This is a genomic window from Synechococcus sp. BO 8801 (assembly GCF_002252675.1).
GTDB lineage: Bacteria > Cyanobacteriota > Cyanobacteriia > PCC-6307 > Cyanobiaceae > Cyanobium.
Genome location: NZ_NQKY01000006.1, coordinates 82,465 through 101,258 on the forward strand (window position 1 = coordinate 82,465; position 18,794 = coordinate 101,258).

Below are 18,794 nucleotides of genomic sequence, written 5' to 3' on the forward strand. Positions count from 1 at the left end.
CTGCGTGCCATCAGCCCACCTCCGCGACGACAGCCGCGTAGTCACTGAGCGGCCGGGCCAGTGACGAACGCCGCACCGCATCCAGCTCCACCACGGCGGCTAACGCGCCGTTATCTGCCTGGGCAGCATCAATCACCCGCTGCGGCACCAGTCCGGCCCAGTGGCCGGCGATCACCTGGCGGGAGCGCTGGTTGGCGTCCTGGCGGCAATGGCGCGCCACGATCCGGCCCCCTTGGCGGATCAGCACCTGCTGGTCGCGGATCTGCACCGTCACGCTCTGGCGCACCAGGGCGGCGGGCACGCTGTACCAGTTGCCCTCCACCTGCACGCAGCAGTCCTTGGCGACACGGCGGCTGAACTCCTGCTCCGCCAGGTACGACGGCCCGCCGTTCAGCGCCAGCAACGCCGCTGCCTCGGCCCGCAGGAAGCGCTCCAGCGGCCGCTCACCGGTGGTGCCGTGGATGCGCAGATCGGCGATCTCCCGGTTCCACCAGTCCAGATGGCCCTCCATCTGGCCCCAGGTGTCAAAGCGGTGGCCGGCCAAGCCGCTGCGTTTCACGTAGCCCACCCCACGCTCGTCCTTGCCCTTGGTTTGCGGCCGGTGGGGCCAGCAGGCCTTGGGTATGAACCCCCAATGCCGGGCAAAGGCGGCAAACACCGGATTGATCACCAGCTCCCCTGTCGCCGGGTTGTGGAGCGTGACCAGGGCTTTGGCGTTATCGATCAGCACCTGCTCGGGCACCCCATCCCAGAATCGGAACGCCTCCTCCAGCGCCTGCAACCAGTGGCGCTGCCGCTGCTGGCGGAACACCCGCACCACCTGCCGGCGCGAGTAGCCCAGGGTCAGCACGCAGAGATGCACTTTGGTGCGCACCCCGCCGATCAGAACCCACAGCTCACCAAAGTCGGCCTGCAGTTGCTGGCCTGGCCGGGTCTCGTAGCGAACCGTGGCCTGACGGCTCTGGCGCAGCGCCTGGCGCCAGGTCTGCACCGCCCGTTCAACGGTGCGCAGGCTCACCTCGATGCCCTTGTGTTTGAGCAGCTCCTGCCGCACCACCTCGGCGTTGCCGTGGTGCTGCTCAAACTGCTGCTGCAGCCAGGCCTGGTGCCCGTCGAGCTGGCTGGCGCGGCTGCTGCTGTCGTACGGCTGCCAAGTGCCCAGCGCCAGGTAACGGCTCACGGTGTGGCGTGAGATGCCGAGCTCCCTGGCGATGCGGCGTTGACTCCAGCCCCTCTCCAGCAGCTGGCGCATCACCGCCACCTCCTCCGGCGTTTGCATCACGCCCTCCAGCCCAGCCATCGGGCCAGCTGTATGGGCGCTGGCCATGGGCGCCAGCCCCTTGCCGGCGGAGGCGGTCAGCGGCTCAGTCGGTGGTGCGCTGCCAGATCCGGGGTGGCCCAGTTTTCGTGTCGCCTCTGGTCCAGTTTTCGTTGTCGCCTGAAACCGTAGCGGCGATCCTCCTGGGCATCCAGGATTTCGGCTTTGCGTATCAAGGCGTTGATCTCCTTGTCCAGCTCCTTCTCCGCCCTGAGCATCCGCTCATGGCCTTGTGATTGGAGGAATTGGCCTGAACCCTGGTGCCATCCAGCGCCACATGCTCCAGGCTCACCATCCCGGCTTTCTGACAGAAACGAAGGATCTGAACGAACATACCCTTGAGGGCGACAAGGTTTCGGCGACGGAACTCACTGATGCGGCTGTGCTCCGGCTGCTGATTGGCCGTCAGCGCCCGGAAGGCCAGATCCTCATCGCAAGCGCGCTCAAGCCTGCGGGAAGTGACGATGCCCACGCAGTACGCGTAGAGCAGCAGCAGCGTCAACATCCGCGGGTCAAAGCCCTTCTCCCCGCGTGGATCCTTGGCCTGAGCAGGGATCAGGAGCTGTGAGAGATCCAGCTCATCCACAAGTTCCAGCAGGAAATACACCTGATGGACATCCGAGAGCCACTCCCGGGGGGATGGCGGCAGCTGGGTGTTCTGCTCAGGCTGCCAGGGGCGGAAAGTCTTGCGCTTCTGCATGCCCCATTCACTCGGACAGATCGAATGCAGTCGCTGGGTTCCAGGCAGATTCAGGAGGGCTGTGGAGAGCGCAGGCGATCTATGCGCAACACGCTCCTAGGAGAGGAGTTGGCAACCCGCATCAGGGCTTTGGGGCTGGAGGTGTCAAGATCTTGACAGGCTGTTGACTGGACAGAGGAGGACAGCGTGTGGATCTGATGCTCAACCGATGCTGGCGGGAGGGGGTTCCTCACGGGGATGGGTTACTCCCCCACTCGGCGAAAGCTCGCTCAGTAGCCCACCCCCACCTGCGCCGGACCACCCGGACACCCCGGACAGGGGCTTGGCGCACTCAGAGTTCTCTTCTATTCAAGGGAAGGAGGGACCTCTCATAATTTTCTTGTGATGGTGTGTCCGCCCTGTCCGGGCAGTCCTGAGTGAGGTTGGGACTGGGGTGAGGGAGCGGCGCCGCCTTGTCCGGAGCTTGTCCACCCTTGTCCGAGCCTGCCTGCAATTGATGCGACGGTTGCCGGTGGCGGTGGGTACGCGTGCTCGGGCGAGAGGGTGCGACGGGTCATGCTGAGTGGAGAACCGAGCAAGGCATGGGGCTGCCCTGAGTAGTTAAGCATTAGGGACTTGTGCGGAAATCATGGGCCATGTCAGACCCCACTCTCCAGCTGCCCCCGAGATCGACGTCACAAGTGAGGGCCATTACTCACGGCCAGCAGCTGAACTCGAAGCTGTGGGTTCGGCACTTGCTCATGGGTGGTAGCCCGTCTCAGGGGCGATGTCTCAACTGATGGGTTTACGATACGACCTTCCTGAAATTCAGACCATCGCAGAATCGCTATCGAGCGCATCCGGCGCGTCGTCCGTGCCGCCAATGCCGCAGGCGGTTTCCTCGCCAGACGGAGGGAATGAGCGTCGAAGTGGTGCAGAGCAAGAAGCATTACTCTCTCAAGGTCGCGTTTTGCCGCAGGGCCAACCGGTGGCGATCCCACTTAGCGATCGCCAGGCATATTAGATGACTGGTCGCATCCGGCCGCGCAACTTGGCGTTGCACCCGAAGTAAGGGTGTAGGCCCATCGTGCGCTAATTACATGCGCGCGATGCGCAGGTCCTAGAGATAGGCGATGAGACGACTTTACTTGGCTTGAACTATGACGAACTAATGTGGAAACAAAGCAAGATTTATCCAGAATGAACGGAGGCTTTCTAGCCCTCCGAATGCGGAACTCCAAAGGGTGGCGTCACAGACTAAAACTGTCCCTGAAACCCCGTCGGGGCGCACTCTAAGGAGGGCGTCGAAGTACCGGTTCCCTGCGTCGGTGAATGGATGCCTTGGTGCGAGAGGGTTAATGGGCTGGCGGGCCAGTACGTCCACGTGGCTGGCATACTCCGGAGGTACGGAGAGGTGAGGAAGGTGGGGGTGGAGATTGAAGGTCGTCACCCCGCGGAGTATCGCCTCCGCAAACGGAAGGTCGAAGTTCACGATCAACGGCGCCGGCCCTCCGTTGGGCGCTCGGGAGGGGTTCAAGCCAAACCGGTTCTGCACTGGGACGCCGAGTCCCGCCAAGATCGATCTTGCAAAACCCCCGATCTTCTGCCGCCCGGGGATCGTATTGTCTCCATGGTGGATATGCTCAAGTTGCTGCGACTGAAGAGATTCGTCCATGCCGATGTCATGATGAGGGCAAACGACTAAGCACCTCCCCTCCTGCCCAAGGAACATGCGGATTGCCTCGACCTCGTCGGCAGCGGCACTTTGTTCTGTCCGGAAATGGTCAAGGCTGACTATGACTAGTGTGTCAAGCTCGCGGAGCAGATCATCGTCAAGAAACTGCAGCGGAGGGGCGCCGGTCTGCCGCTGGAAGATAGCCACCTCATTCCCGGTCGCTTCCTTCACGACTGCTCGGAATTGGTCGAAGTCTGGCAGAATAATGTGATCTAAGAAGCCTGCTACGCCCTGGTTGAACTGGGCAGGGTCCTTAAAATGCTCAAGCGATGGCCACACCGCCCTACGAAACTCGAACAAACTCGGGTACCGATCTTCCAGCACCCCCAACGGAGAGCTTAACTCCAACTCTGCAGGTACAGCGTATTCTCCAGGACGACTCCAGGAGAAGTAGAGTCCGACACGACGACCGGCCATTGTCAATACCCCGTAGCAAATGTGTGACGGAGTTCTCCAATGGTCGCAACTGCGGCGTTGCGAAACTCCGACTCCAAAACATCTATGAACGACCCTTTACTAGTTTCCGTCAACCATGGATCCATGATAACCGACCTAAGTACGGTAACTATCCCTCCCGGAGACCCGCCAACCCCTAGTCGACGTTTGTAGTCGTCGATATATGTCGGACCATACGCCGCTACATCGAAGTCTGTAGTACTGACCACCAATGGATACGCATAGATGTCGTCGCCTGGGTCGATGCTAAGCCGGCCATAGAGGGCCCGGTTCAGCCGGTTGGCCGCCTCCAGATCAGTATTTAAGGTACCATCCGGCAGGTAGAAGTTGAACGCATACGACAGAATATTCTGGTCGGGGCCAATTTCCCGAAGTAGTGTCATCGCGTCTGCGTCAGCGCGAATAGCCTCGCTGGATCGACGGTCAATCAGTTCGGCTATTGCTCGCCGTTGATCTGAAATGGCATCGGAACTGCCGCTTGACCGCTCCGCCGGCAACCGTGGTACAGGGACAACTTTAAACCCGTGTTGCGGTTCGTCCATGGCCAACAGACGGGCGTATAGCTTGCGGCAGCTGAAGAGTGCCTGCCCGATGATCTTCCCATAACCAGATCGGGTAGGGCGGATGACTCGGTGGCTTAGGTAGACGGAAGCTGCTGCCGCCCCGGGCTTCGACCCTTCGATCCCATATATACCCACCGTTGGCTCAGCCTCACCATGGAAAACAACCGGGGCACTGAAGGTGACCAAGTTTCTCATAGACGCATTCCGATAACATAGGGTGCCAGCCGGATAAGGAATGTACCCTGACTTATGCGGGTCCACAGTGATAGAATCTGCATGTCCGAGAACTCCGAACTGCTCTTCGACATGTCGATTGAGCATGACCGCTGGGGGCGGAATGCCGAACGCGTCTCCCGGGCCAGGTAAGTCGAAATCCTCGTTGAGGACAGCCCGATGGTATCCGCCCCAGGCAGCGTCTGCATGGACATGAAATACAAGACCCTTTTCAGCATACTCGTCTCGCATCTTTATGATTTCAGACAGAGGGTCTACAGCACTCTCTTCGGTTGTGCCGATGACCGCCACGACGGCCACGACCGGGCGCTTTTCAGCCAAGTAGCCATCGAGCCGCAGCCTCAAGTCGTTGAGATCTTGGCGGGCGTCGAGGTCGAGCGCCACGTCAATCATGTTGGCCGCTCCATAGCCCAGGACCGCGGCGGCCTTTGGGAACGAGTAATGCTTACTGCCCGGGACGGTGAACACCGGGTCGGGGACATCCCTCAGGAATTTCTGCCCGAAACCAAGCCACCCGAGAGCCTGGAGGGAATGCGGGGCGAGCGCGTCGGCGGTCGTTCTTGAGGTGATGCCAAATTCTCTCTCGAGCCTGACTGGCAGTGCAAGTACATCGTCTGAGTGCAGGTTAAGGAGCTCCCAAGGGGATAGATCGGTGATTCGGGCCGCGGCCCCGGACGGGGTTCTGATCTCGATGCTGCGGGCTGGGGCCATCGAGGCACCGGCAAGTGCTGCCTTGAAGGCCAGTGGATAGAACTTGAGATTACGGGCCGCCCAGAGTGCCTCGATATTCGCCACAGTGCCGTCGCAAGTGATGTGCCCCCAAGGACGAATCTTGCCGGCTTCCACCTCGTCGGGTGTAGGAACGGCATACCCGAGCATCCGGCATAAGTCATCGCCAACAAGGATCTCGAGGACAGTGGTTGCCGTGGACCCCTCGAAGGCAACGTTGTTTGGGTTATACAGCATCGCGGCAAAGTAGCCGGCAATCCCGGGCAGGGTCAGGTCCCAGTTCATATGCCCCTGATAGCGCATGCTGAAGAAAGGGACCGACTTCTTCAGGAACGCGAGGAGTTCGCGGAACCCGTCTCTTAGCTCCCCAACTGCGTCCAAGTAATCTGGGGACCTTTTCAACGACTCGGTAATGTGGGTTGGGTCACCGGGGAAATAGTTTCGCCGCCAGAAAGCCTGGTCGCGGATGGCCTCAACTACCAGCCGCTCAAGTTCCTCCGCGTTCTCGGCCTTTGGTCCGAGGAACCATGCCTCAAGCGCGCGGCTGCCGGAGCTGTCGAGCGTGGGTGTATTCGGGGACGCGGCGAAGCGAGCAAACCCTGCCCGTGTACGAGCAAACTGAGGACTGACCTCATGTTGAGGGTTGTCGTTGAACTGTTCGTCAGGTGGGGATTGGGAAGCCAATTCGTTATTGCGGCGAGGACTAGGGAGAGGGATCTTGTCCGTGGCTACATCGGGCGGGCAGAGTAGATATCAGAACCCTGGTGGAATTGTGGTGTCGGGGATGATTCCGTCAACATCGTCAGCATCATCGGAGAAAGCGTTCGCGCCCATCTCGAAGTGTGCGAAGGACTCCCAAGCCGCCCGCCGCGCCAGGGTAAACATCGCCGGCGGGAGTTTTTGAGTAGCGGAAAGGTCGGTCAGGGCACGCATGATGGCATCGCGGCCATCGAGAAACGTAGGGTTGACAGGGGTCAACTTCAACCCGTCACAAACTATCGCCCAAGCAAGGCGGTACCCCTGCTGCTTGTTGCCTAAAGCCGTCACCAGCCTGCGAGTCATCATCATCAGTGCGGCACACCATACCTCGCCGATATCGTGTACTTCTGGGGACTTGCTTAGGCTGCCGTACTTGAAGGGATAGTTGTCGTCGTATGGGGCACGACGAATGCCGCTGCTCCTACCCACCACCCAATCACCTGTTACCACCCGCTCGCTTGAAAGGAAGTAGTTTTGCACGGTCAGGGCGAAGTAGTCGCTCCAACCTTCTCCCATACCTCCACTCTGAAGCTTATCCAGCGCGTGGGCGTTCAATCGCCCGCCAACCAAACGGTTGGTCAGCCCGTGAACGTACTCGTGGAACACAACATCGGCGTCAAAAGCAGTGTGCCTACCCTCGATTAAGGCGCCTGTGTTGGGATCTTGCTTCAAAACAAGTAGTCCCATATTCATCAAGGGCGGGAGCCCGTCTGGCCCGGTGGACATATTGGCCGTACCGTTCACTGGGCCGCTGTGGGCGCGTGCCCGAACCGGATCTCCACCTGCCCCCAAGTTAGTGAAATTCAATTGCTGGAAGTTCCCACTCGCCTCGTCGAACCCGAGAATGTATAAGAAGTCGTGCATGTAGTTGCAGAAGTAAAATATGTTCAACAACTTTTGGTCGTCATCCGTCTCGTCCGCTGGGTCGAATTCAACAACCTTTCCATTCAGCGTTCCCTTGAGCGTGGTAGCGGTTGAGTTCAGAGTGGCACGGGTCGAATTTCCGAACGTCAAGTCAGCATCGACCCAGTCGGCCGGGAAACCGATCAGCGGGCTTGTGGGCATGGCTGGATAGTCGGCAAGTGGGCGGGGGAAATCGATCATCCGACGGGAGGAGAGCCCCGGGCTGAACTCGAAAACTTTGCCTCTGGCCGCCGCCCTCAGCATGGTGCTCTTGGAATACAGGATTTCCCCGTTCTGTTCATCGGCAGCGACGATCACTGTGTACTGATCGACGTACCCTGGAAGGGTGAGCACAACGTGCCAGCCAAGCCGCGCTTGGCCTGGCTGATAGAAGACTAGGAGATACGTCGGGATTAGATTTTCGAACGGCCCACGGTCTAGGACCGTCGGCCGGGACGGGAGCGGAAACCCTGAGACCACCTCCGGCTTGAACCCCTGAATATCCACCGTAGGGAGCGGGGCTTCCTGTCCGAACTGGTCCCGCACACGCTCCCCAACCCCGGACGATGCAATATGTTCAGCCGCCTTCAACACTGCGGCTTCGGGCGTGAGGCGTGGTTCAATACTTAGGCTTGATGGGACAGGGGCGGAATCGCCGGCCGCGTCGACCACCTGCCCGGTCGGGTCAAATCTGACCATGCGTGACATCTGGAACACGGTAAGGCCGTGGTACATCTGCTTAAGGTTGACAGCAGTGCTGCCGCTGGTAGTCCTCTGTGTGGTGACGTCGGGGGCGAAGTCCGTAGCTTGCCCAGCCTGAAACCCAAGTCCAGCCTCGTTCCGCTTGGCGAATTCAAGAGCCCTCTCTATGAGAATCCCGTCGGCTGAAGCCTGCTCGGCCTCGGCGAGCAACGAAGGAGAGCCAGTCAGAGCATTTTTGACTGTGCGAGGCCGTGGGGGAAGGGTCAGTCCCGCCTGAGTGGCAGTTGTGCGGGTGTCTAGTTCGCGGGGCAAGGGCATTGGGACCTCGTCGGATAAAGTGAGGATAAATAAAAGGCTACAAGCTTCAGTTCAGTTTATTTGATTAGCTGTGACCCATGCAGCGGCGGTGACTGCCCTGGCGATTGCTGCGGTGTACTCCGTGTCGATAACTACGTCGCCATGCCGATGGTAATTTGGGTTCGCGTCTGGTTCTTGGCCGCCTGGCACGTCGACGAAGAAGTCTTCGGACACGACGCAAGCACTGTACCCTTGGGCTTGAAATGAGAAATGGTCGCTCCGCCCGTCGGCTGGATCGCCGCCTGGTGCGGCGCTGTGCAGAACTTGCACAGGCTCAAGTTCTGGAGAAACCTGCGGTGCGACTGCTGATAGCAGTTTCGCCAGGATTCTCGACCTAGCCTCCACGGCCGGGGACGTCTCGAATCCTGCATGTACCTCCCACGACAACGGCGGGACTGCATTAAACCCGACCATGTCCATCTGCCAGACGGCCGCTATCGCCTCCCCACGGGCTTTCGATCTCTGAGCGTAGGCCTGGCTTCCGGCCAGTCCCTGCTCCTCGGCGTTGAATAAGACGAATCGCACAGTCCGACTCGGCAGCGATGAGGAGAACAAAGCGACGAATCGTTCCGCGGCGGCCAGGACGGCGGCCACACCGCTAGCGTCGTCGTCAGCGCCTGGAGCCGGGCTGGTCATCGGAACAAAGTCGTCGTCGGATGCGGCCGTCGAGTCAAGGTGCGCGGTGACCAGGACGAGCTCAGGGGAACCGCCAGCGAGTTCGGCTTCCACGTTATGGAGCGTTTGCCCTGCGTGGAGGAACTGGTGTAGTCGGACTGTCAAACGGCCTCCACCGATCTCATCGAAATCGGCCGCCAACTGGGCGACTGCCCGGGCGTTCCCTCCCTCCAGTATGTGTCGGCTTTTTAAAGCCGTCCCGCCAGGGCCGTCCAGCGGCTCGAGCCCGCTATATTTCCGAACCGTTCGGCCGATCTCTGCAGGATCGACTTTCCCTAGTTCTGTAATGACCTCAGCGGGGAGGATTGGGGCAGCAGCAGCGAAGCCTGACACCGGCACGGCCGCACCGCCCCAGAGCAGCAGGTCGGGCGTGAGCTTCAAGGTATGCCCGTGCCGGGCACTGTCGAAGTGGAATGCGTCCACACCCTCGGCAATAGTGGGCGGGACTGCTACGACCAGCCCCTCGGGTGTGGCCGAAAGGACCAAGTGCGCTACGCCTGGGTCCCCGAATACACGTGTTGACTCACCACCCGAGACAAGAAACCCGCTGGTGCGGGCCAAGTCGTCTCTGAGAAGGAACAGATCAGTAGTGCAGGGCAGGTCAGGATCGCCTAGCAGATCAACCCCGAATTGCAGGTTAAAGAGTTCGAGCGCAACGCGCTGGCTTGTCAACCCGTACAGCCTCATGCCCTGCGGGCCCGTCAAGTACTGGGGTACGAACGCACGCCGTATCAGTTCGTCTCGCCACGGGGTAGCAGCAGCGTAGGCGGGGATAGTTAGCCGCAGATAACGAAGTTGCTGACCGTCAAGCACCTCGTCGACGAGGTGCGGGTGTGGGCATACGACCCAACCGGCGCTAGCCGCGACGGCACGCTCGGCTGCGGACTCACCGACAAACAGGCATTGCTCGGGCGGCATTCCGGCGCGAGAAGCAGCTAGGTCGAAGATCTCTGGTGACGCTTTCGTGATCCCCTCGTCCCCGCTGTACACGAGCAAGGCAGGGTTAAATGGTGCAAGAAGCCCAGTCGGGGTCAGCACCGCCTCGACGGCAACCTTCTGCTCGTCCCCGGTGTTCGAAATCAGCCCGAGTTGCAGCCCACGGTCTCGCAGACCGGTGAGTAGTGAGGGGACAAAGGGGAATATGTCGAAGCCAATGAGACGCGGCGGGGTGCCGCCTACAGTCGCGGCCCCAAGAGTGTCACCGAGGTCGAAGAATATAGAAGTAGGTCTATGAATAGACAACGAATCCACCACCTAACGTCCCGACTCGGCAAAGCTATCACGAAAAACTATGTAGCGTAAGCGGGCTGCAAAACATCGTCGCCCAGCCAACGGACTGATAGCCAGGAAAGAGGACACCCGTTAGCACCAATTGTGGCTAGTCCGACCATGAGTAGAGGAAGCGTAGCTTCTCTTAGCATGAATCAGTTTATGAGTCTACATAGCCCTTAACTATTTGTAAAGCGGTTGGAAGCGATCCTGTGATGACGTGGACCCCGGCAATCGGCCCAGGGTGAATAAGAGCCCTCAACCGGACAGACTGGGCCGGAGACTCCACCAGGAAACACACCGGACACACAGCGGAGCAGATCATCCGCAACCTCAAGACCGCCGAGCAGCTGATCGCACAGAGCGAGACCGCCACCGACGGAGGTGGTCTGGATTTGCTGGACAGCTCCCATCGTTGTCCTCTCAGGCGGGGCACCGCCCCGGAAAGGGGCCCCCACCGATGTTCAAACGACGCAACCTCAGCCCCGAGTTCGAGGCCAGGGCCGCCAAGGAAGCGAGCAGTGGCCGCAAGACGATCCAGGAGATCATTGCTCATCCCGTGTTAATCAGGTTGATGGGTAGCGTCAATCTGGCTGACTGGAAGGGCTGGGCGGAGCGCCTCGATGCGGCTCGCGAGCTCCTCGTAACGGAGGCCATCCCCATAGGTCCGAATGAAGGGTTGGCGCCCGATCGAACGGCGGTCGCTATGGAGCTTGGCGGTGGGCACCACCCAGAACCGCCACTGACTCAGGTCCTGAGGGTTAACCAGCTCGGGGTCTTCCTCCGCCAGCAGGCAGAAGACATAGGCTGTGGCCACGCGCTGCTCAATCGGGAAGCTGATCGTGCTCGGGAGCGCCTGCTGCCAGGACTGCACGAAGGCCGCCGACTTCACCTCCTAGGTGATGGTGCCGAACGTCACATTCTCCTCGGCCCACTCGACACGGTGCTGCCCAGGATCGAGGCCAAGAGCCCGGTGCACAAGGCACTCGGCATAGGCGCCGCGGGTGCGGTTTTCCAATAGGTGGCTGGAGTTCCAGCGGAGGAACGTGTCGAGGTCTGTCATGGTGGAGAGCCCCCAAGTGCAAAGGATTCGAGGAGAGCGTCTCTCGTCAAAGACGAAGCTCCTTGAGTCGCTCTCTCATACGCTCAGCCTCTTGAGGCGATAAACCATAGAAGTCCGCCAAGCTCTCTAGGGCAACTTGAAAACTGACAATAAAGTCCCAGCAACCCTTTGGACTGTGATCTGAGCGTCCAGATTTGACGAGACCGCCTGCAGAATCCGCAACTCCAGAGAACTGAAAATGAATGCCGTCTAGGCTGTGAGTAATCACCCAGCTCAGTTCAGTGATCAAACGAATGTCGTCCTCGGGCGGTTCACGCCGATCCCACTGGTCTTCACCGAATGATTCGCCAAACTCCCCGAGAACGTCGCCGTGGGCGGATCCCATGATTGTTGGAGACTTCCAGACAGTCTTGTGGATCTTGAGCAGAGCGCGAGTGAATGGATAGATTTCGATCCAGCCGCCTCTTTGCGGTAAACGAGAGGACTGTTGAAAGGACCGCAAGGACAGACAGCCGTCCCAAGGTAATGAGCAGGAGAAGCTTTCTGCCATTGGTATGCCATTCGTAGTGATTAGGCCATTCACGATGACGGCCTTAGGCTCTAGCGGATAAGGAGGCCAGGATCGGAAGGCGATTAAAGATGGATGCCATTCGAGAGCGACCGCCAAGCGCCGAAGCTCCTCTACAAGGAGGTCACCTTCCCCGGCCTCAAAGGCAGCAATGCTCGATACTGGTACACCAGAAGCGTCTGCAAGCTCATAAATGTTGAGCTTTCGAAATTCACGCGCAGTACGCAGCCCATCGGCTGGCGTGAACCGTTCCATGCTTGGATCGGAAAGAAAAGAGGACATGGCAATGGAAGGATTAGCTCGATCGTGGTTAGTCCGCTTCTGGCTGCAACACCGTGATCGGCCCGATCTTGAGCAGGGTTTCAATCAACGTGATAGCGATAGAAGATGGAATGGTCGAGTTCCTACACCTCATCTGCTTTCCGGAAATGGAGCATGACTCAGAACTGGCGCCGATCCTCCAAGGTGCAGGGAGCCCTCGGGGAGACGAACTCATGATCCACCGGAAGGGCCACGATGAGACCCCTCCCCCCCTGAGCCGGACACCCGGACACCCCGGACGGGGGTTTCCCGCCACCTCTCTTCGTTGGCTGCTCTGCAGAAGAGGGGGGGGGGGCACATCATTTGTCTTGTGATGGGGTGTCCGCCCCGTCCGGGAAGTCCGAGGTGAGGTGTGGACTGGGAAGAGGGGGGAGGTGCTGCCCTGTCCGGAGCCTGTCCGGCCTTGTTCGAGACGGACGGCGATTGATTCCTGGCTGGCGGCGCCCAATGGGATCGAGTGCTCGGGAGGAATGTGCGTCTCGGGCGCTGCGACCAGGGGCCAGAAAGGGTACGCGGGTTCAACGTCAGTGGAACACACCGTTGCGTGTCCCCCAAGCCCGTTAGATCGTTGACAAACCGGTCTGCTGCATCCACTGGCTCCCCTGGATCGGGCGCTTCGCGTCCTCGGCGGCGATCTCCTTGAGTGTCTTGCGACCACTGATCGCCTACATGGCGACCTTGGCCTTGAACTCGGGGCAGTGGGTGCCGCGGATGCTCATCGGTGGGAGCCCCTTTCAGGGGCGGTTCAGCGCCTCAGAAGTTAACGATAAGCCCTGTCCAGAAAAACCAGGCCACCTCAGTCATAGAGTAGTGGCAGGTATGGCAGGGGGAACTGCGTTATTGGTTGGGTTGATATAACCAGTTTCTAGCAAGAACGCTCGCAAGGCTTCAGGAAAAGAATGATAGACGACTTCACGTCCGAGGCATTTACCTCTTTCATCCACATCCCCCTTACACTCTCTTAGTCCCCAGTCTGATGATGGATCATAGCGCTGTGTCATTCGATCCCATCCGTCAAAGAGTTCACCAACTAGTGCCTTGGAGGCAACATAACCGGCAAGGAAACCATTCGGCGAGCCAGTATCTTTCTGCTTAAACCAGCTCGCCATTCTCTGGAGGTTACGCCTATGTAATGGGACAAACTCAGGCTTATGCGTCACATCCACGAAGCTCTGCCCTTGAAGCTGCCAGATGCGAGCGGGCGCAGTACTGCATGCATAGCAGCCAAAGCGGTACAGAAAACGGTTATCTACATCCACAATTAAGAAACGCCCGTTTCGGAGAGGGTCTTCGGCCGAAGATGGGCCACCGTCAAATGGTCCAAGAGAGACCTGCTTCCAGCTTTCACCTGTAGAATCACTGGTGAGAACCTTAATGGCATTGCAGCAGTGAGCACCTCCGGTAAAAGTGGACAGCAATACTTCCGGATAGGGATTGCTGGGGTCCATCTCGGCAATCTGAAGGATGCTTCCTGGTGAACCACTTTCAGGTCCAGTCAGCTGACCGACACTAATTCCCTTCACACGTACCGCGACTGTCGGCTGGACAACATTTCTCCCCTCTTCATCGATTCGTCTTCGATGCACTACTGTGGCCTCGACCGAGCCGCTCCGCAACGCCCCATTGACTTTTTTGGATGCATAGTCCATCTTCAGGACTTGGGCCTGCACAGAGGAGCCTGCCAGCAAACCCGCTGCGACAAAAGTTGCTGTGAAGAGATGTGATAAATACACCAACCACTCTAGATCGAAGACACATTGAACTTTAGCTGAGACCTGACTACTTTGCCGAAGTCGTTAAGTACCTCAATATCTGGCTTATCCAGCAACTAGTGGAATATGGTTTGAAAATACACGCAGAGCGATCAAGCGTGGCCTGAAACTGCCGCGTGGATCAAAGCATCCGTGGTCAAGCGGCAGAGGAACTCGGATCTGCCGTTGCTTTGCTGAACCTTCTTCTAACAGAAGTCACTGGGAGAGGGCTGTCTTTGGGAGACGACCTTTGCATCGGCTGGTAACGGAACCAGTGTGAGGGTGGCCAAGGCCGTTGCAAGCCGGGCAGGGAAGCGCATCGTGCGAGTGTGGGTTTGGGTCATTCTCGCTGACTTGTCCGCGGTCGGGACTCCTGTGACCAGCAGCTCAACCACCATGCCCCGCTACCTCTGGCACCTGAATGTCTACTGCGGGCCCATCGAACGCGTCGACACCGTCACCGGCGAACATGTCCCGGTAGTCACTGACTGGCTGACGAGTCGCTCCGCACCCACGACGGTGAGCGTCCCATGGCCTGGTCCATTCCCTTGGTCTCGGGGGAGCTGTGGGACTCGGTTGGTGACGGCGATCCACGGGTAGACGGGGCCATGCTCGGGGGGATGAATGAGGGGTGGGGCTGAGAGCACCGGCAAAGAAGAGCAGGGCTGATCTCCTTGCTTAACCATTGGAAATGTCACCCCCCACGCGAGAACGGTCCACACTTTGACTCAATGCCTCGTACCCCAGCCCCGGATAGCGGGTTACAAGCGGGTTCTTTGGGTTGCGGCTTCTACAAGCCCACCTGCATCAGGCGCTCAACGCCATTGGCAGCGATCTCATGGAGCGTTTTGGGGCCACTGATCACCTCCACGGCAAAAGTGTCCTTGAACTCGGGGCTGTGGATGTGTCTCTTGCTCATTGGTAGGATCCCCTTTCAGGGGCGGTACCCCGCGTTAGAGATTAACGATGGATCCTGTGGAGAATAGCCAGTGCAAGTCAATACGTATTGCAAGGACTGAATACAAGCACCGATGGTTTTCGAATGTCGATTCGGAAATCCCAAATAACATGTAATTGACATCCATGCCGTTACAGTCAGATATGACTCATTTACCGATTGGACAGATGCGTGAAGCTAGTACAATGACTAAGGAGTGTCGGCTTAGTAATTGAGAGAATCTCCACCTTGGGATCCTTTTGTCTAAGATATGGATAATCCGGCCTTCGAATCTGAGCACTCAGCGACAAAGCGATGCAAAAGCCACCCCCGCCCCCGCCCCCGCCACCGCCACCCCCTCCCTCAATTAGCTTTCTAATTGAACGATCCGAATACGTAGCATCTCTTCTAAGGCAGTGCAAGGATACGTATGGATGGATTGCAGTGAGGCGAATGAAAACTACGGAACTCATATTGCTTCTCCAACGTTTAGGTTCTGAGCCAATGGATCGAGAAGTCGTTTCAGCCTACGAGCCGTTGTTTCGAAATGGCCTTCTGGATCTCATATCGACTCCACGGAAGCAGCGTCAAACAGAGCTTCATGGTTTAGCTTCGAGGCTGAATGCTACCCCGGTAGAAACAGACGCTCTTCTCTCCCGGATTGAAAATCGGCTCCACCTTAGTCGTGCGGATAAACATTTATCAAACTTTAGCACGAAAACAAGGACTGTAGTTACGGTATCTCCATGGAAAAAGTATAAATGGCTGATAGTCGCCGGAAGTCTGTTGCTTTTGAGCTCTGTTGGAATCAGCATTGCCTTCCAGCTTCATCGGACACGAGTCGAGTTGTCGCGGCAAATAGAGAGTAGCCAGAAGCAGAAAGATGATATCGAAAGACTTAAAAAACAAATTGCCGACCAGAAACCCGCTTTGGCAAATGAGGGAGAGGTCGCCGCAGATGCATCTATTCAAGAGGGGAATTCAAGTGATTCCAGAATTCCAAGTTCATCTGAAACTGGCTCACCTTCCTCACCTATAACTGATTCACCTAACATCAGAAGCGCGGAGGCAGATAGCAGACCAGCAGAAGTTTCATCCCCAATTCGCTGGGATGGATGTGAAGTGAATCAGGGGAGCGCAAGTAGACCAAGTCAAGGAGATGTTTGGTGGCCTGTCGTTGCACCCGCCTCAGCCTTGGAGAAGGTCAGGATCCATTGCCGAAGCGATGCCTTTCTTAACCGTGACGGCAATGTACAGGTTGCCAGCTTTGACAGTCGCGATCAGGCAGAAGAGTGGGCAAGGCGTGTAAGCGCCGACGACAAACACCCCTATAGACTTTGGGTAGGCGATTCGACAGTTTATGGAGTACAACCATGAATGAGACTAAGATGCTATTGGAGTTACCGAGGCGTCGTTGGATTCCAACAAGTAGTCTACTATCTGTGGGTATCGGTGTTGTGCTTACGCTAGCAGTTGTAGTGATAGCACTTCCATTCGAAACAACGGCTGTAGGTGCTTTCATCCTTGGTCGAGGTCTTACCCAGCCAATAACTCTTGCAATCGCGTTCACAGTCGCCCACTACTGTATAAGGAGATGTTTTGTGGCGCGTAATGAGCAGCGCCATGTCGACCGAGACTGGATTCCAAGGGGAATGATCAATATTCAACCATCGGATGTAGATATTGATATTCTCTTGGGATTGTTTCAACAACGACAGACTTTAATCGGTAATCGACTTACTCGTCTCCTCATGTGCTTCCGGGATTCGCGATCAAGGGAAAATACCCGAGAACTCCATCAGGATGACGTCGCGCTGACTCAAGCAGATATAGAGAGTGGATTCTTAGTGACGCGCACCATGATCTGGGCGTTGCCAATGCTTGGATTCCTTGGCACTGTGCTCGGGATTTCAGTGTCGATTGGTGGCTTTTCCGGTTTACTAGCCAATGTTGAAGATCTTGATAAGGTCAAAAGTAGCTTGACCCAAGTCACGGGTGGTCTTTCAACGGCCTTTGATACCACACTGCTTGGAATCATTGCCGCCATCATTTGCATGCTCTTAATGAGCATCACAGAGAAAGCTGAACAAAGACTGGCCTGTGACATTGAAGCCACAATCAACGATGAGCTCTTTCCGCGTCTGGGGAACTATGAGACGTCTTCGACGTAAGTCTTCAACCTCGGTTGACCTGATCGGGTTCTTAGATATTCTCAGTACTGTAATGGTGATAGTACTGATTGTCATTTCTGTTTTGTCTTTATCTCTTGGTGTTAGTAGCAACAAGCAAGCCGACCGGGCACGAGAGATCTCAAGGCAGGAAGTTCAAGATAAACAAGATATAAAAGAGGAAGCCCAGGCATCCCAAGTAGAGCTAGTGACCATAGGTGGTCAGCAAATCTCGGGATCCGCCGCCTTTCTTCTCTGCCGTGACGGGCAGATTGAGATCCATGATCCCGGTGCCAGGACTATATTGAGCAAATGGGACTTATCCATATCAGCACCACATTCAATTATTGAGACAATTCGGTCACGCAACGCTTATATAGCTGTAGCAGTCAGTTGCTTTAGTCAGATTGAGGGGATTGTCAACGAACTTCGTTCTTCCGGCATCCGAGTAGGATACGAACCGATTGCAGACAATGCAAAACTGCCATGGGAGTAAGACGACATAAACAGCGCGGAGATGTCGGGCTGTCAATGGATAGCCTTTTAGATGTTTTTATGAATGTAATAGGAGTATTGATGATTACCGCTGTTGTCTTAGCTCTCTCTGTGCGCGAGCAAAGCGAAGGTGCTGCCGCATCTATTTCCAAAGTCCCTATTAAAGATTCGCAACCCTCTAGACAAGAGACTCCACGCAAACCAATTAGACTCATATTGCCTGAGGCGGAGGATGTTAACACGCTTCCCTTGTACCTCTTGGTTACTGGTGAAGGAATTAGACCAGTTAATGGAGACAATTCGGACGTCACTGATCGATACTTTAGCAGAAGCTATAATCAGATCACAGAGTCACTTGTCCTTGACCCTATTCCTGGCTTGGTGATTAGTCGTGAAGAGCTTCAGGATTGGTTGAGAAGTCATAATCCCAGCTCATGGCACGTGATGGCAATCATCACACCGGGTGGTACCCGTTACTATAGAGACTTGCGCAAGTTAGTAACGCAAGAAGGTTTTCGTTCAGGGTGGACGCCTCATGAAGGGTCTCAGATTGTTTTCGGTAGTGAAGGCGACGATGGCCGTACAGTTCAATGATAATCGGCTAGAGATTTACTAGTTATGACACTCTTTACATCTAGCCGCAGTTTAAGCTGATTACCGAAGGCAATGAGGGTGCTTCTCTATGGCGTTACAGTACATGGTTAGCAAGCCATACATTAGGGACACTTCTTCGCAATCTCTCTCATCTTCCTGGTTACTGAAAGCGTATACCCATTTGGCAGCCTGACCGATCTATCACGCATCTCTTGTTCTATATAGATCTGGTTCTCATCAATCTTTTGTTGAGCTCGAACCGCTGCCATCTCAACGCTCAGGCCATAACCCTTCATCTCGCAGAACTCATTTGCATATACCCATGCATATGTATCATTCGCTTTAACTGGAGTTGAGAGAAGAATGCTAAGAATAGACGATGTAGTCAGAAGCCTCGGTCCGAATAGTTTTGACATGGCTAGCACCTGCATAGACAAGGCAACTCAATAATTATAAGGCAGGCTGGCAGTCTTTTCAAGTTTTGACCTTGCAAGTTAATTGCACCGTCGCCTAGCTGA

The 18,794-nt window shown here is 56.8% G+C and carries 13 protein-coding genes; 5 read left to right on the plus strand and 8 right to left on the minus strand.

The window, feature by feature from the left end; all coding sequences use genetic code 11:
* Window positions 1-10: 10 nt before the first annotated feature.
* From istA to CJZ86_RS06560, 6 genes are all read right to left on the minus strand, one after another.
* Window positions 11-1,300, minus strand: coding sequence for an IS21 family transposase (gene istA, locus CJZ86_RS06535; RefSeq protein ID WP_233133882.1), 1,290 nt, complete (start codon window positions 1,298-1,300; stop codon window positions 11-13).
* A gap of 190 nt (window positions 1,301-1,490) precedes the next feature.
* Complete coding sequence (locus tag CJZ86_RS06540; RefSeq protein ID WP_094585145.1) at window positions 1,491-2,018, minus strand: transposase; 528 nt, start codon at window positions 2,016-2,018, stop codon at window positions 1,491-1,493.
* 1,147 nt (window positions 2,019-3,165) lie between these two features.
* On the minus strand, window positions 3,166-3,903 hold the full coding sequence (locus CJZ86_RS06545) for a hypothetical protein (RefSeq protein WP_198960090.1): 738 nt from the start codon (window positions 3,901-3,903) through the stop codon (window positions 3,166-3,168).
* A 248-nt stretch (window positions 3,904-4,151) separates the two neighbouring features.
* Entirely contained in the window at window positions 4,152-6,398 is a 2,247-nt protein-coding gene (locus CJZ86_RS06550; RefSeq protein ID WP_143594068.1) for a pyridoxal phosphate-dependent decarboxylase family protein, read from the minus strand.
* A 69-nt stretch (window positions 6,399-6,467) separates the two neighbouring features.
* Window positions 6,468-8,288: a M36 family metallopeptidase gene (locus tag CJZ86_RS06555; protein WP_158219523.1), complete on the minus strand. Its 1,821-nt coding sequence runs from the start codon at window positions 8,286-8,288 to the stop codon at window positions 6,468-6,470.
* A 159-nt stretch (window positions 8,289-8,447) separates the two neighbouring features.
* Window positions 8,448-10,361 (minus strand): M20/M25/M40 family metallo-hydrolase, encoded by a 1,914-nt coding sequence (locus tag CJZ86_RS06560; RefSeq protein ID WP_143594069.1) that lies wholly within the window; start codon window positions 10,359-10,361, stop codon window positions 8,448-8,450.
* A 478-nt stretch (window positions 10,362-10,839) separates the two neighbouring features.
* Between CJZ86_RS06560 and CJZ86_RS16585 the strand changes: the two genes are divergently transcribed.
* Window positions 10,840-11,400 carry a hypothetical protein gene (locus CJZ86_RS16585; RefSeq protein WP_143594070.1) on the plus strand — a complete coding sequence of 187 codons (561 nt, stop codon included), beginning with the start codon at window positions 10,840-10,842 and terminating at the stop codon, window positions 11,398-11,400.
* Window positions 11,401-11,488: 88 nt separating this feature from the next.
* Here CJZ86_RS16585 and CJZ86_RS16590 read toward each other — a convergent pair whose 3' ends face one another.
* Both CJZ86_RS16590 and CJZ86_RS16600 read right to left on the minus strand, forming a co-directional pair.
* Window positions 11,489-12,292: a helix-turn-helix domain-containing protein gene (locus CJZ86_RS16590; protein ID WP_143594071.1), complete on the minus strand. Its 804-nt coding sequence runs from the start codon at window positions 12,290-12,292 to the stop codon at window positions 11,489-11,491.
* An 839-nt stretch (window positions 12,293-13,131) separates the two neighbouring features.
* A complete protein-coding gene (locus CJZ86_RS16600; protein ID WP_143594072.1) occupies window positions 13,132-14,064 on the minus strand; it encodes a hypothetical protein in 933 nt (310 codons plus the stop codon).
* Window positions 14,065-15,472: 1,408 nt separating this feature from the next.
* On the opposite strand from CJZ86_RS16600, the gene CJZ86_RS16605 reads away from it, so the two are divergent.
* The 4 genes from CJZ86_RS16605 (at window position 15,473) to CJZ86_RS16615 (ending at window position 18,276) form a co-directional block, all read left to right on the plus strand.
* Complete coding sequence (locus CJZ86_RS16605) at window positions 15,473-16,396, plus strand: hypothetical protein (protein ID WP_143594073.1); 924 nt, start codon at window positions 15,473-15,475, stop codon at window positions 16,394-16,396.
* A gap of 275 nt (window positions 16,397-16,671) precedes the next feature.
* On the plus strand, window positions 16,672-17,190 hold the full coding sequence (locus tag CJZ86_RS06570; protein ID WP_233133883.1) for a MotA/TolQ/ExbB proton channel family protein: 519 nt from the start codon (window positions 16,672-16,674) through the stop codon (window positions 17,188-17,190).
* A complete protein-coding gene (locus CJZ86_RS16610) occupies window positions 17,144-17,683 on the plus strand; it encodes a hypothetical protein (RefSeq protein ID WP_233133884.1) in 540 nt (179 codons plus the stop codon). Before CJZ86_RS06570 ends, CJZ86_RS16610 begins: the two co-directional genes overlap by 47 nt.
* Window positions 17,684-17,718: 35 nt before the next feature.
* Window positions 17,719-18,276: a hypothetical protein gene (locus CJZ86_RS16615; protein ID WP_143594075.1), complete on the plus strand. Its 558-nt coding sequence runs from the start codon at window positions 17,719-17,721 to the stop codon at window positions 18,274-18,276.
* The last annotated feature ends 518 nt before the right edge of the window (window positions 18,277-18,794 follow it).